This window comes from Curtobacterium sp. MCBD17_019 (assembly GCF_003234555.1).
Classification (GTDB): domain Bacteria; phylum Actinomycetota; class Actinomycetes; order Actinomycetales; family Microbacteriaceae; genus Curtobacterium.
In genome coordinates, this window is sequence record NZ_QKTT01000009.1 from 103,225 (window position 1) to 117,301 (window position 14,077).

General features: G+C 73.1%; 11 protein-coding genes. 3 read left to right on the top strand and 8 right to left on the bottom strand.

Translation table 11 applies throughout. From position 1 onward, the window contains the following. Positions 1–123: 123 nt before the first annotated feature. Complete coding sequence (locus DEI82_RS10225; RefSeq protein ID WP_258368615.1) at positions 124–801, top strand: amino acid ABC transporter ATP-binding protein; 678 nt, start codon at positions 124–126, stop codon at positions 799–801. A 116-nt stretch (positions 802–917) separates the two neighbouring features. Here the strand turns inward: DEI82_RS10225 and DEI82_RS10230 are convergent, their stop codons facing one another. Next, a complete protein-coding gene (locus DEI82_RS10230) occupies positions 918–2,393 on the bottom strand; it encodes an MFS transporter (RefSeq protein WP_111036715.1) in 1,476 nt (491 codons plus the stop codon). Between the two features lie 96 nt (positions 2,394–2,489). Here DEI82_RS10230 and DEI82_RS10235 point away from each other — a divergent pair, with 96 nt between their 5' ends. Beyond that, entirely contained in the window at positions 2,490–3,146 is a 657-nt protein-coding gene (locus DEI82_RS10235) for a TetR/AcrR family transcriptional regulator (protein WP_181435175.1), read from the top strand. A 138-nt stretch (positions 3,147–3,284) separates the two neighbouring features. Here DEI82_RS10235 and DEI82_RS10240 read toward each other — a convergent pair whose 3' ends face one another. The 7 genes from DEI82_RS10240 to DEI82_RS10270 all read right to left on the bottom strand — a co-directional run bounded on the left by DEI82_RS10240 (position 3,285) and on the right by DEI82_RS10270 (position 9,846). Continuing rightward, positions 3,285–4,265: an NAD(P)H-quinone oxidoreductase gene (locus tag DEI82_RS10240; protein ID WP_111036695.1), complete on the bottom strand. Its 981-nt coding sequence runs from the start codon at positions 4,263–4,265 to the stop codon at positions 3,285–3,287. A gap of 24 nt (positions 4,266–4,289) precedes the next feature. Beyond that, complete coding sequence (locus DEI82_RS10245) at positions 4,290–4,988, bottom strand: DUF6766 family protein (RefSeq protein ID WP_111026258.1); 699 nt, start codon at positions 4,986–4,988, stop codon at positions 4,290–4,292. 40 nt (positions 4,989–5,028) lie between these two features. Beyond that, complete coding sequence (locus DEI82_RS10250; protein WP_111010445.1) at positions 5,029–5,910, bottom strand: aldo/keto reductase; 882 nt, start codon at positions 5,908–5,910, stop codon at positions 5,029–5,031. Between the two features lie 127 nt (positions 5,911–6,037). After that, positions 6,038–7,885, bottom strand: coding sequence for a gamma-glutamyltransferase family protein (locus DEI82_RS10255; RefSeq protein ID WP_258372033.1), 1,848 nt, complete (start codon positions 7,883–7,885; stop codon positions 6,038–6,040). Next, positions 7,882–8,427: a redox-sensitive transcriptional activator SoxR gene (soxR, locus tag DEI82_RS10260; protein ID WP_111010444.1), complete on the bottom strand. Its 546-nt coding sequence runs from the start codon at positions 8,425–8,427 to the stop codon at positions 7,882–7,884. The genes DEI82_RS10255 and soxR overlap by 4 nt, the downstream gene beginning before the upstream one ends. A 46-nt stretch (positions 8,428–8,473) precedes the next feature. Beyond that, entirely contained in the window at positions 8,474–8,986 is a 513-nt protein-coding gene (locus tag DEI82_RS10265; protein WP_111010443.1) for a DUF6264 family protein, read from the bottom strand. Then, on the bottom strand, positions 8,983–9,846 hold the full coding sequence (locus DEI82_RS10270; RefSeq protein ID WP_111036696.1) for a CoA ester lyase: 864 nt from the start codon (positions 9,844–9,846) through the stop codon (positions 8,983–8,985). The genes DEI82_RS10265 and DEI82_RS10270 overlap by 4 nt, the downstream gene beginning before the upstream one ends. Before the next feature lie 138 nt (positions 9,847–9,984). On the opposite strand from DEI82_RS10270, the gene DEI82_RS10275 reads away from it, so the two are divergent. After that, positions 9,985–13,749, top strand: a complete 3,765-nt coding sequence (locus DEI82_RS10275) for an AAA family ATPase (RefSeq protein ID WP_375334622.1) — start codon at positions 9,985–9,987, stop codon at positions 13,747–13,749. The last annotated feature ends 328 nt before the right edge of the window (positions 13,750–14,077 follow it).

The window sequence follows — 14,077 nt, forward strand, 5'->3', positions numbered from 1 at the left end:
CGCTCCTCCCGGCCCGGTCGGTCCGGTTCGCCGGCCGGTCGGGAGGCTCGGCACCCGTCCGCCACCGACGCGCCGGTCCTCGAGCTCCGCGGCCTCCGCAAGACCTTCGGGGACACGGCGGTCCTGCGCGGCATCGACCTGGCCGTCGACCGGCACGACGTCGTCGTGGTCATCGGCGCCTCGGGATCCGGTAAGTCGACCCTGCTGCGGACGGTGAACCTGCTCGAGCCGATCGACGACGGCCAGATCCTGCTGCAGGGGCAGGACATCTCCGATCCCCGTGTCGACGTCGACGCCACCCGCGGACGCATCGGTGTCGTGTTCCAGCAGTTCAACCTGTTCCCGCACATGACCGTGCTCGACAACGTCACGATCGCAGCCCGCCGTGTCCACCGGATCCCGCGCGCCGAGGCCGAGACGACCGCGCGCCGGCTGCTCGACCGCATCGGCCTCGGGGCGTTCGCGGGGGCGTACCCGGACCGGCTCTCGGGCGGACAGCAGCAGCGGGTCGCCATCGTGCGCGCGATCGCCACCGACCCCGAGCTGCTCCTGCTCGACGAGGTCACGAGCGCCCTCGACCCGCAGCTCGTCGGCGAGGTGCTCGACCTCGTGCGCGACCTGAAGCAGGGCGGCTCGACGATCCTCATGACGACGCACGAGATGTCGTTCGCCCGCCGGGTCGCCGACCGCGTGGTGTTCCTGCACGAGGGGGCCGTCGCCGAGCAGGGGTCGCCCGACGCCGTGCTCGGGGATCCGCAGCACCCTGCGCTCCGGGCGTTCCTGGCGCGCGTGCAGCGCTGACCCGGTGCGCGGGCCGCCCGATCCCCTCACACACCCCTCCGCGAGATCGCAGTCGTTGCCGTTCTGGAAGGGTTCGAAACGGCAACGACTGCGATTTCGCCGAAGTGGGGCGGCGGTCAGGCGGCCGGGGCCGGGGCCGGGGCCGCGTCCGGGAGGACCGCCTGCGTCGGGAGCGCCGACTCCGCCTCCGGGGTGGGCGCCCCGCGTCGGAGCACCCCGCTCGGCAGGAAGAGGGCCAGCACCGCCGCCAGGAGCACCACGCCGGCGCCCACGACCACGGCGGGCTGGGCGGCCGACACGTACCCCGTCGGCGTCAGCTGGCCGCCCGCGCCCGTGAACACCGCGGTGAGGACGGCGATCCCGAGCGCGATCCCGATCTCGCGGAGCGTCGAGTTCGTGCCGGACGCCTTGGCGTGGTCCTCCGGGGGCATGCTCGCCAGGACCGCCGTGGACAGCGGCGCGAACACCAGGCCCATGCCGACGCCCGCCAGCAGGAAGCCCGGCAACAGCACGCCGTATCCGACGTCCGCCGACATCGTCAGTGCGATCTCGAACAGGCCCGCCGACAGGAGCACGAGCCCGCCGACGATGAGCGCACGGGTCCCGACGCGCGGGGCGGTGAACCCCGTGAGCGGTGCGATGACCATCGGCGCGAGGGTCCAGGGCATCGTGGCGACGCCGGCCTGCAGCGGGGTGTTCCCCTGCACGATCTGCAGGAACTGGATGAGGATGAACACCGCGCCGAACGTGCCGAAGCTGAACGCGGTCGCGACGGCGTTCGCGAGCGTGAAGCCCCGGTCCCGGAACAGTCGCAAGGGGAGGAGCGGTGCGCTCGTGCGGGCCTCCCGGACGATGAAGGCGGCGAGGAGCGCGGCGCCGGCGACCAGGGCGCCGACGACCTGCCCACTGCCCCAGCCTGCGTCGTTGCCACGGACGACCCCGAACACGATGCCGAGCACGCCGAGCCCGGCGAGGAGCACACCGATGACGTCGGCGCGGAGTCTCGCGCCGAGTGCGTTCGGGAGCGCGGCGAGCGCGAGCGGGACGGCGATGACGCCGATCGGCACGTTGAGCCAGAAGATCGCCTGCCAGTTCCAGCCCTCGACGACGGCGCCGCCGATGAGCGGGCCGAGCGCGACGCCCAGGCCGGACACGCCGCCCCACACGCCGATCGCGACGGAGCGTGCCCGGTCGGGCACACTGCCGACGAGCAGGGTGAGCGAGAGCGGCATGATCGCCGCAGCACCGGCGCCCTCGAGCGCTCGGGCGGCGATGAGCGAAATGGGGTCCCCGCTCACGGCGCACAGCGCGGAGGCGACCGTGAAGATCGCGATGCCGACCACGAACACGTGTCGACGGCCGAAGCGGTCCCCGATGCCGACGGCGAGCAGCATGAGGGCGGCGAACGCCAGGGTGTAGGCGTTCGTGATCCACTGCAGGTCCTCGACCGAGGCGCCGAGGTCCTCGTGGATGACGGGAAGCGCGCTCGTGACCACGAGGTTGTCGAGCGTGGCCATGAACATCGGGAGCGAGGCGGCGAGGATCGCCAGCCAGACCGGGATGCGACGGGTGGGTGGAGCTGAAGCGGTCATCGTTGCCTCCGCGGATCGGGCGTCGGCCGGGAGGCCCGACACCAGTTGTAATCGGATGATCACAAACCGTAGTAATCGATTGATACCATGTCAAGCGTGAGTCCCGCATCGTTCCCGACCGCTGCTGCGTCCGCTGGATCCGCCGCATCCCCCGCGACCCGGATGCCCGCGGCGGAGCGTCGCGTCCTCATCCTCGACATCGCGCGCACCGTGTTCGGGCGACGCGGGTACCACGGCACGACGACCGACCAGATCGCCAGCGCCGCGGGCATCAGCCAGCCCTACGTCGTGCGGATGTTCGGTACGAAGGAGAAGCTGTTCCTCGAGGTCCTCGCCGACACGCTCGACACCCTCATGGCGGCGTTCCGAACCGCCCTCGACGGCGCGGTCGCCCGCGGCGAGGACGAGCACGGCGCGGCACGGGCGGTGGGCAACGCGTACCTCGACCTCGCTGCCACGCGCGGGTTCCACACGCTGCTGCTCCAGGCGTTCGTGTCGGGCGCCGATCCCGCGATCGGCGCCGCGGCACGAGCCGGGTTCCTCGAGATCTACCGGTTCCTCGTGCACGACGCGGGGTTCACGCCCGAGCGCGTGCACGAGTTCCTCGGCAGCGGCATGCTGTTCAGCGTCCTGCTCGGGATCGAGATGCCCGGCCTGTACGACACGGACGACGACGCCGCGGCGCTCATGCAGGCGAGCTTCGGTGACAAGTGCGCCGCCATCGTCGACTTCGCGCGCACGCACGCGGACTGACCCGGCCCCGGCCCGGCCGGCCCGGCCCGGCCCGGCCGGCCCGGCCCTCCTCCGCGAGATCGCAGTCGTTGCCGCTCTGACCAGACTCAGAGCGGCAACGACTGCGATCTCACCGGATGGCGGGGGCGGCCGGAGGGGTCAGGGGGTCAGGAGGACCTTGCCGATCGTGGCGCCCTCCGCGACCAGGCGGTGCGCGTCGGCGGCCTGCGCCATCGGCAGCACGGTGTCGACGACGGGCGCGACCCGACCACGCTCGACGAACGGCCAGACCTCGCGACGGACCGAGGCGACGATCTCGGCCTTCTCCTCGGCCGGACGAGCACGGAGCGTCGTGGCGGTGACACTGGCGCGCTTCCGCATGAGGAGCCCGAGGTCGAGCGGGGCGTCCGGGGCCGAGCCCGTGCTGCCGATGACGACGAGATGGCCGTTCACCGCGAGCGCTTCGAGGTTCCGCTGCAGGTAGGTCGGCCCCACGATGTCGAGCACGACGTCGACCCCGGCGCCGTCGGTCTGCTCCCGCACGACGGTGACGAAGTCCTCGTCGCGGTGGTTGATGACGACGTCGGCGCCGAACCGCCGGGCTGCCTCGAGCTTCGGCGTGCTGCCCGCGGTCGCGAACACGCGGGCGCCGAGGGCGTGCGCCCACTGGATGGCGTGTGACCCCATGCCGCTGCCGCCGCCGTGCACGAGGAGCGACTGCCCCGGACGCAGGCCCGCGATCATCCCGACGTTCGAGTACACCGTGCACGCGGCTTCGGGCAGACCCGCGGCCGCGACGAGGTCGAGGTCGTCGGGGACCGGGAGCACTTGCGCGGCGGGGACGGCCACGAGCTCGGCGTACCCACCACCGCTCAGCAGCGCGCAGACCCGGTCGCCCACGTGCCAGTCGCTGACGCCCTCGCCGACCGCGGCGATCGTGCCGGAGCACTCGAGCCCCAGGATCGGCGAGGCACCCTGCGGCACCGGGTAGTGCCCCCGCCGCTGGAGCAGATCCGCGTTGTTGATGCCGGCGGCGGCGACGGCGATCAGGACCTCACCCGGACCGGCGACGGCGTCGGGGGCGTCGGACCAGACGAGGACGGCCTCGTCGCCGGGAGCGTCGAACGTGATGGCGTGCATGCGGTCGACGCTACGCCGGGCTCCTCAGCCCTCCGTGCCGGTGTCGTCCCGGGGCGCGGCCACCCGTTTCGACTGGGTCGAGCCGCGCTGCCGGAGCCACACGGTGGCCACGATCATGACCGAGATCACCATGAACTCCGATTGCCAGTTCTGCATCGACTCGAACCAGAACTGGCTCGTGGCGAGGTAGCCCCACCCGGAGACGACGGCACCGCCGTGCTCGCGTTGGTCCTCGTTGTAGGCCGCAGCACCGCCGAGGACGTGCCCCACGACGCTGCCGACGAACAACAGCGCGAAGAGGATGAGCAGCGAGTTCTCGTACAACACGAGTGCCAGGCCCCCGCGCCGGACCGGCCAGGGAACACGAGCGTCGTCCCGGTGCTCCCGCGGGTCGTCGTCCTGCTCGGCCGCTTCGTCCAGGGGCTTCGACTCGCTCGACCCCCACTGGAACAGGAACGACGTCAGCACGACGTACGACCCCATCTGGAGGAACTCGCTCTCCCAGTTCTCGAACGTCGCCTCGACGAAGTCCCCGCTCCGCAGGAACGCGCCGAGGGACTCCGCCGCCCGGCCGTGCTCGAGTGCGTCGGCGTTCGCGACGTGCCAGCCGCTGAACACCATTCCCGCGAAGAAGACGAGGAACGCGATCAGGTTGACGAGCAGCAGCCCGTTCCGTCGCGCCCACGTCCACTCCTGCGGCCGGTCACGCAGGAAGGCGCTCATGTCGTCCGCCGGGTTCCCGCGTGCCGACCGCGGAGCACGATCACGCCGCGGGTGCCTGCGCCGCGTCGAGGCGCTCGATCTGCTCGGGCCGCAGCTTGACGTCGGCCGCCCGCACGGAATCGAGGATCGACTGCGGTCGCGACGCACCCGGGATCGGGATGACGACGTCGCTCTTCTGCAGCTCCCACGCCAGCGCGATCACCTGCGGGGAGACGTCGTGCTCGCGCGCGACGATCGAGAAGGCCTCGTGGATGGCCCCGAGGTCACCGGCCGACGTGATGCCGCCGAGCGGAGCCCACGGCAGGAACGTGATGCCGAGCTCGTCGCACAGGACGAGTTCGACCTCGCTCGTGCGGAACGCCGGCGAGTACTGGTTCTGCACGGACACGAGCCGCCCGTCGAGGATCTCGTTCGCCTGTCGGATCTGGTCGACGTCGGCGTTCGAGATGCCCGCCATGCGGATGACGCCCTCGTCGAGCAGGTCGACCAGGGCACCGATCGAGTCGGCGTAGGGCACGGCCGGGTCGGGCCGGTGGAACTGGTAGAGGTCGATGGCCTCGACGCCGAGGCGCTTCGCCGATGCCTTGGCGGCCTCCTTGAGGTAGGCCGGGTCGCCGTTCTGGGTCCACCGCTCGTCCGGCCCGGGGCGCAGGTGTCCCCCCTTCGTGGCGATGACGACGTGCGACGTGTCCCCGCCGTACTCCGCGATGGCCTTGGCGATGAGCGATTCGTTGTGCCCGACCTCGTCGTGGCCGCCCAGGTGGTAGGCGTCCGCCGTGTCGATGAGGGTCACCCCGGCCTCGAGCGCGGCGTGGATGGTCGCGATCGCGCGGCGTTCGTCCGGTCGCCCCTCGATGGACATGGGCATGCCGCCCAGACCGATGGCGCTGACGTCGGTGTCTCCGATGGTCCGTTGTCTCATGGCTCCAGCATGCGCCGCCCGCACCGAGCCGGTTCCCCGCGAGGCATCCCTGTGGATGTCGACAGCTCTCCGGCCCCGGTGGAGGGATCAGCGGTCAGCGGGAACGCGGCCGGCGACGAGCAGACCTTCAGCGCCCCGCGGCGTACGCCTGCTCGCCCCGCGGGTTGGCGGCGGCCGACAGGACACCGGTCCGTGGGTCGCGGCCGACGCTCGAGAGGCGACCGAGGGTCCAACCGCCGGCGCGCGTGACGACGTGCCCCCGGGCCTCCAGGCCGGCGATGACGTCGTCCCCGATCCGGTCCTCGACGACGATCCCCGCCGGCTCCCACGTGCGCGGCCAGAACGACCCCGGGAACGAGGTCGTGTGCAGCGCCGGGGCGTCGATCGCCTGCTGCGGCGACCAGCCGCCGACGATCGTCCGGAGCAGGTAGAGCAGCTGCCACTGGTCCTGCTGGTCACCGCCGGGGGAGCCGAGGGCGACGACGGGCTCGCCGTCGCGGAGCACGAGCGTCGGGGTGAGCGTCGTGCGCGGACGCAGCCCGGGGCGGAGCGTCGAGGCGGTGCCCTCCTCGAGCCAGGTCATCTGCAATCGCGTGCCGAGGCAGAAGCCGAGCTCGGGGATCGTCGGCGAGGACTGGAGCCATCCGCCGGACGGGGTGGCCGACACGATGTTGCCCCAGCGGTCGACGACGTCGATGTGGCACGTGTCGCCGCGCGTCTGGCCGTCGGGCCCGACGTGCGGTTCCGCGCCGGCGAACGAGTCGACGGTGGGTTCCCCGACGCCCTCGGGGCGCTCGTCGAGCGCCGGCGGCAGGTACTCGGTGCGGAGCGGGGGCATGGCGCCGGCCGGCACGCCGGCGTCGCCCGGGCGGATCTCGGCGGAGGCCCGGTCAGCGATGAGCGCGCGTCGCTCGGCTGCGTAGGCCGCGGACAGCAGCCGCTCGAGCGGCACGTCGTGGTCGCCGTAGTACGCCTCGCGGTCGGCGAGGGCGAGCTTCTGCGCCTCGACGATGGTGTGCGCGCCCTCGACCGTCGACGGGTCGAGCAGGGCGTCGTCGAGCGGTTCGAGGATGGCGAGGGTCTGCAGCAGTGCGGGCCCCTGCCCCCAGGCGCCGGTCTTCGCGATGGTGTGGCCGCGGAACTCGAGCGTCACCGCGGGCTCGTACGTGGCCCGGAACCCGGCCATGTCGGCAGCCGTGATGACGCCCGCGTGGTCGGTGCCCGACGAGTGCCGGTGCGGCGTCCGGACGAACCGCTCGACGGCCTCGGCGACGAACCCCGACGCCCAGGCGTCCCGGGCCGCGTCGATCCGTGCCGACCGGTCCGCCGAGCCCTCTCCGGCCGCGACGAGCCGCGCGAGCACGTCCGCGTACGCGGTGTTCCGGACGACCTCGCCGGCGACGGGGATCCGGCCCTCGGGCATCCAGCGCTCGGCGGAGGACGGCCAGTGCTCCGTGAACAGGTCGGCGACGCGGCCGATCGTGTCCGCGACGCGAGCGGCGACCGGGTGGCCGTCGCGCGCGTACCCGATGGCGTAGGCCAGGACGTCGGCGAGGTCCCACGTGCCGTGGTCCCGGAGGAGCAGCAGCCACGCGTCGACGGCGGCGGGCACGGCGGCCGCGAGGGCGCCCGACCCCGGCACGAGTTCCAGACCCTCGCCGCGGTAGTGCTCGACGGTCGCACCGGCGGGAGCCGGGCCCTGCCCCATGAGCACGACGGGCGTGGGGTCCGCCGCGGTGGCGAACACCGCGGTCATGTCGCCGCCCGGGCCGTTGAGGTGCGGCTCGACGACGTGGAGCACGAACGCCCCGGCGACGGCCGCGTCGAACGCGTTGCCCCCGCGCTCGAGTACCGACTGCGCCGAGGCCGTGGCCAGCCAGTGCGTCGAGGCGCTCATGCCGTGCGTGCCCTGCAGGTCGGGGCGGGTCATGGTCGTGGGTGGGGTCGTGTAGGTCACGAGGTCCTTCCTGGTCATGCGGGCCGCTCGGTCGGTTCGAACCGTGCCGCGTTCGTGTCGGCGACGATGCCGGTGTCCCCGCCCGAGCGCGCCTCGTGCAGCCGCGACCCCGTGCGTACTCCGTGCAGCTGGTGCGGACCGGGGCCGGAGCGGGCGGCGCCGTCCCCGGGGTTGACGAGGGCGCAGCGGGTCAGGGACAGACAGCCGCACCCGATGCAGCCGTCGAGGTCGTCGCGGAGGGCCTCGAGCTCGCGGATGCGGGTGTCGACCGCGTCGGCCCATCGTCGCGAGAGCGCCGTCCACTCCGCCGGGTTCGGGGCACGGTCCGCGGGCAGGGCGTCGAACGCCTCGCGGATCTCGGCGAGGGACAGACCGGCTCGCTGCCCGGCGGCGAGGACCGCGAGCCGACGGAGCGTGTGGCGCGGGAACAGTCGCTGGTTGCCGGCCGTCCGTTCCGCCGTCACGAGACCGCGTTCCTCGTAGTACCGGATGGCCGACGGGGCGATCCCCGACCGGCGCGACAGCTCGCCGATGGTCAACAGGTCGGTCGCGGTCGGCACGCGTTCATCGTCGCACCGATCCGGCCCCTCGCGGTCCTGGGGGTTGTCAGGTCCCGCTCCCGCCGGGCCACGGAGAGTCACCGGCAGGGGTCGTGCCGCCGAGGTCGCCGAGTGCCGACGCGGACAGGACCCCGCCGCCGACGACGCATCCGACGGCCACCACGAAGCCGATCGCGGCGATCCACCACGAGCTCCGCCGACGGATCCAGGCCCACACCGCCAGGACGAGCGCCGCGACCCCGACGACGAACGCACCGCCGGCCGCGAGCGCGCCGCCGCCGACGAGCGCTCCGGTCGAGCACCCGCTCGCGGGGTGGCATCGCGGTGCCGAGGCCAGGACCGCGACGAGCGCGATCACGGCGGTCACGATGGTCATGACGCCGGTCGCGGCCAGCAACAGGACCGTCACCACCCGGTCGGCGATGCGCCCGACCGGTGGGATGAGCGAGGTGCCGCCCTGCTCCCACGCGATCCGGGCCTCCCGTTCGGCCTGCGTCTCCATGTGCGGCCGGGAGGCCCGGCTGCCGTCCGGCGCGCCGCCGTCCGTCCCCCCGGTCATCGGGGTTCCACCCCGAAGGCCTGCGCCAGGCGTTCGATCTTCTGTGCGCGCCCGAGCCGGGGCAGGTCGCTGCCGTCCCGGACCACGCGGTCGCGCGCCTCGAAGTCGTCGAGGAAGTCGCGGGCCCAGGCGACGTCGGCCGGCGTGGGCGAGATGACCTCGTTGATCACGGGCAGCTGGTCGGTGTCGAGGCACAGCTTGCCGGTGAGGCCGAGCGCCACCGCGACCTGCGCCTGCTCCCGGAGGATCGGGTGACTCGTGCCGACCGTCGGGCCGTCGATGGGGCCGGGCAGGTCCCCGACGCGTGACGCGACCACGAGCCGGGATCGCGGGTAGGCCATGGCCAGGGTGTCGGCGGAGGTACCGGTGTCGCGGCGGTAGTCACCGCTCCCGAACGCCAGGCGGAACGCGCCCTTCGCGCGGGCGATCGCCGTGGACTCCTCGATCCCGAGGGCCGACTCGACGAGCGCGACCACGGGGTGGGTGCCCCCGAGGCGGTGCCAGGTGTCGGTGACCTGTTCCGCGGCCTCCGTCTTGGCGAGGACCACGCCCCGCAGTCCGGGCAGGCCGCGGAGCGCCTCGACGTCGTCCGCCCAGAACGGCGTCGTGACGTCGTTGATGCGCACCCATGCCGATCCGCCGCCCGCGAGCCACGCGGCGACGGTGGCGCGGGCCTCCGGCTTGCGCTTCGGGTCGACCGCGTCCTCGATGTCGAGCACGACCTGGTCGGCCCGGGACCGCGCGGCGCGGTCGAAGCCGTGCTCGGCGGTCGCGGCGACCAGGAGCCAGGACCGGCTGATCTCGGCCGGGACGGCACGGCGTTCGGAGGTGGAGGTGCGCGGACGGTCGTCGATGGCCATGCGTCGTTGGTACCACACCCACCCCCGCGCGCCAGGGGCCGCGGGGGCTGCTGTGGAGGGTCGCGTGATCACGCTCGGATGTGTCGAAATCGGCGTTCATTGACGGTCGGGGCTCGGCGGGCCGCCTACAGTATCGGTGTGTGGCGTGTCGACAGGACTGCAGAGCGCGAGGACGACGTGGATGACGACGTCCGCGCCGATGACCTGCGCGCGCCCGAGCAGGTGACGAGCCCACAGCAGCTGAGCCTCGGGGACCCGCGACTCACGGCGGGGAACGCGGCCGAGCCCGTGTGGGACGCCTGGCGCGAGCAGCTCTCCGGTGTCGGTGGCACGTCCCCGCTCATCCACTTCTCGGATCACCCCCGGGCTCGCATCGAGCTCAGCACGACCCACCCGGGTGGCCTGGCACAGTTCATCACCGGCAAGACGACCCTGCTGTCGAGCCTCATCCGCGACGAGGTCGCGTTCCGCGCCGCCCGCATCGCCGCCGGGTTCGTCGAGGAGAAGGGCACCGAGCTCGCCACGGTGCGCGGGATCGACGCGGTCGAGCTCGGCATCGGCATGGTGGACTGGCGGCACGCCGACGTCGACCACCGCGGGCCGGTCCTCCTCCGGCCGCTCGCCATCCGCCGCCACGGGCGTGACTTCGAGGTCCGACTGCTCGGCCAGCCCGTCCTCAACCCGGCGCTCGCCGACGCCCTGCGCGACCAGTTCGGGATCGTGCTCGACGCCGAGGCCTTCGTCGCGCTCGCCCAGCAGGACGGCTCGTTCACGCCGAACCCGGTCATCGACCGCCTCCGCGGCCTCACCGCGCACCTGCCGCACTTCAGCGTCCACCCGCGCCTCGTCGTGTCGACGTTCGCCGAGGTCGCGTCGAGCATGGTGGAGGACACCCGCGACCTCTCGCACCCGGTGCTCGACGCCCTCGCCGGCAACCCGAGCGCCAAGTGGCAGGTCGAGCAGTCCTACCGGCCGGTCGAGCAGACGCCGTCCGACGAGCGCAGCCCCGAGACCGACACGCTCCTGCTCGACGCCGACGACGAGCAGGAGAACGTGATCGCGCAGATCACGGCGGGCAACTCCATCGTGGTCAAGACCCTGCCCGGCACGGGTGGCACCCAGACCATCGTCAACGCCCTCGGTGGCCTCGTCGCCGCGAACAAGCGCGTGCTCGTCGTCAGCCCGCGGCGCGCGACCCTGCGCGGCATCGCCAGCCGGTTCGTCGAGGTCCAGCTGCCCGGCGTCGCCGTCACCCCCGCGACCCTCCGGCGCGACCTCATCCGCGCGATCGGCCGCAACGAGAAGTCGACGAAGCCGAACCTCCGCGAGGTCGACGACGCGCTCGTCCGGCTCCGCAAGGTCCTGCTCGACTACCGCGGCGCACTCGGCCGCGTCGACCCGGCGTTCGGTGTCTCCGTGCTCGACTGTCTGGTCGAGCTGTCCCGCCTGTCGCTCCTCCCGGTCCCGCCCGCCACGACCGCGCGCCTGTCGCGGTCGTCCGTGGAGGCCATGGTCGACGGTCGCGCGCGCGTCGCCGAGACGATGGTGAGTGCCGCGAACCTCGGCGAGTTCAAGTACGGGCCGGACGACTCGCCCTGGTACGGCGCCCGGTTCGCGTCCAGCGCCGCCGCGCACAAGGCGCACCAGACCGCGCAGGGCCTGCACGCCACCGAGCTGCCGACGCTGCTGCAGCGCGCGAACGACCTCATCGGCTCGACCCACATGCGGCCGTTCACGACGATCGGCGAACTCGGCGTGTACCTGCGGCTCCTCACCGAGATCCGCGACACCCTCGACCGCTTCCTGCCCGTCGTGTTCGATCGCTCCGTGTCCGAGCTCGTCGCGGCGACGGCCCCGCGTGGTGAGGGTGCCCCGATGTCGGCGACGAACCGCCGTCGCCTCAAGAAGCTCGCCCGCGAGTACGTCCGTCCGGGCGTGCACGTGTCCGACCTGCACGAGGCCCTGACGCGGGTCCAGCAGCAGCGGGTCCTGTGGCAGCGGTACGTGGCGGCCGGGGTCGCCCCGGAGATCCCCACCGGCATCGCCGACGTCCAGGTGCTCTACTCGAACGTCGCCGAGGACCTCGCGCGTCTCGACGAGCCGCTCGGCAACACGTCCCGTGAGCGGCAGCTCGCCAACCTGCCGATCGACCAGCTCGTCGCGGACATCGGCGAGCTCGCGGCCGAGAGCGACGTCCTGCACAACCTGCAGGAGCGCACCGAGCTCATGACGACCCTGCGCGACCTGCAGCTCGAGCCGCTCATCACCGACCTGGCGAACCGCCACGTGCCCGAGTCCCAGGTGCCGGCCGAGCTCGAGCTCGCGTGGTGGCAGTCCTGCCTCGAGATGCTGCTCGAGGGCGACCGCGCCCTGCTCGGGGCGAACACCGACATGCTCGACCGCGTCGAGGCGGACTTCCGGCTCGTCGACGACGCCCACGCTGCCGGGGTGTCCCAGGGCCTGGCGTGGCAGCTCGCCGAGAACTGGAAGGTCGGCCTGGTCGACTGGCCGGACGAGGCCGCGCAGCTCAAGGCGCAGCTCCGGCAGCCCGCGATCACGTCGCGACTGCTGCAGGACTCCGCACCGCACCTGTCCCGCGCCATCGCACCCGTGTGGCTCGCGTCGCCGTACGAGGTCCCGCAGATCGCCGACACGATGCCGTTCGACACCGTGATCCTCGTCGACGCCGGTGCCGTGACGATCGCCGAGACCGTCGGGGCGATCCGCCGCGCCAAGCAGACCGTGGTCTTCGGCGACCCGGTCACCCAGACGCCGTCCCCGTTCCGCATCGCGGTCGACCCGGACCACCGGGCGCTCCGCGTCGACGAGCAGACGCTCGACTCGCTGCACGCCGACTCCGCGCTGGCGAAGCTCTCGACGCTCCTGCCGACCCTGTCGCTCACGCGCTCGTACCGCGCCGGCGGCGAGGACCTCGCGGAGCTCGTGAACCGGCGCTTCTACGGGGGCCGCATCGAGTCCCTGCCGTGGGCGGGTTCGTTCCTCGGCCACGGCTCGATCGCGATCGACTACGTCGCCGAGGGCAAGGCCGTGCCGGACCCCGAGTCCGGCGCCGTCGAGAGCGTCGACGCCGAGGTCGACCGTGTCGTGCGGCTCGTCCTCGACCACGCCAAGAACCGGCCGACCGAGTCGCTCATGGTCATCACGGCGTCCGCCAAGCACGCCGTTCGTGTCGAGCAGGCCGTCCTCGCCGCCGTGCAGGGCCACAAGGACCTCACCGAGTTCGTGATCGGCGACCGCCCCGAGCCGTTCATGGTGGTGACGCTCGAGCAGTCCGTCGCCCAGAGCCGCGACCGCGTCGTGTTCTCGATCGGCTACGGGCGCACGCCCCACGGCCGCGTCCTCCGCGACTTCGGTCCGCTCGGCAAGCCCGGCGGCGAACGCCTGCTCGCCGTCGCGATGACCCGCGCCCGCCGGTCGATGATCATCGTCACGTGCTTCCAGCCGTCCGACATCGAGGCCGAGCGCATGGGTCACGGCACCGTCGCGCTCGCCGAGATCCTCGCGGAGGTCCGGGCCCGCACGAGCATGGAGTACGTGCCCGACGACAGCGACCCGCTGCTCGTCGACCTCGCCCGCCGGCTCGAGATGCGCGGCATCCCCGTGGCGCTCGGACACCGCGGCAAGCTCGGCCTCGTCGCCGCGCACGGCGGGGTCTGCGTGACGATCGAGACCGACGCGTCGCTCGCCAAGGGCTCCCTGCGCGAGTCGCTGCGCCTCCGGCCCGAGGTGCTCCGACGGCTCGGCTGGCACTACGTGCGCGTCCACGCCTTCCAGCTCTTCTCCGACCCGGACCGCGTCGCCACGACGGTCGCGCAGGTGCTCGGCGTCGACCGTGGTGCGACGCAGGAGATCGCGATCCCGCCGGTCCCGGCCCGGCAGTGACCGCGGGCTGGCCAGCGGTCGCCGGCTGGTCCCGATGACCGGGAGGCGCGCCTCCCGACCGGCCGGACCGGTCACCCCAGGGACGGAACAGCTCCGCGGGAGCTGGGCGGCCCACGCCGACGTCCGTTCCGCCACGGGGGCGGAGGCCGTCGCCGCTGGTCCCGCGGGCGACCCGTCCGCCGTTGGCCCCGCGGGCGACCCGTCCGCCGTTGGTCCCGCGGGCGACCCGTCCGCCGTTGGTCCCGCGGGCGACCCGTCGGCCGGGCGGACGACGGGCGCACAGGACCGCACGTCTGACGGCGCCACGGCCGCTCATGACCGACGGCCG

What these genes read in the sequence shown, in the direction of transcription:
- DEI82_RS10245 (WP_111026258.1), bottom strand. Translation starts at nt 4,988, where the DNA reads ATGAGCGCCTTCCTGCGTGACCGGCCGCAGGAGTGGACGTGGGCGCGA.
- DEI82_RS10250 (WP_111010445.1), bottom strand. Translation starts at nt 5,910, where the DNA reads ATGAGACAACGGACCATCGGAGACACCGACGTCAGCGCCATCGGTCTG.
- DEI82_RS10230 (WP_111036715.1), bottom strand. Translation starts at nt 2,393, where the DNA reads ATGACCGCTTCAGCTCCACCCACCCGTCGCATCCCGGTCTGGCTGGCG.
- DEI82_RS10240 (WP_111036695.1), bottom strand. Translation starts at nt 4,265, where the DNA reads ATGCACGCCATCACGTTCGACGCTCCCGGCGACGAGGCCGTCCTCGTC.
- DEI82_RS10255 (WP_258372033.1), bottom strand. Translation starts at nt 7,885, where the DNA reads ATGACCAGGAAGGACCTCGTGACCTACACGACCCCACCCACGACCATG.
- DEI82_RS10265 (WP_111010443.1), bottom strand. Translation starts at nt 8,986, where the DNA reads ATGACCGGGGGGACGGACGGCGGCGCGCCGGACGGCAGCCGGGCCTCC.
- DEI82_RS10270 (WP_111036696.1), bottom strand. Translation starts at nt 9,846, where the DNA reads ATGGCCATCGACGACCGTCCGCGCACCTCCACCTCCGAACGCCGTGCC.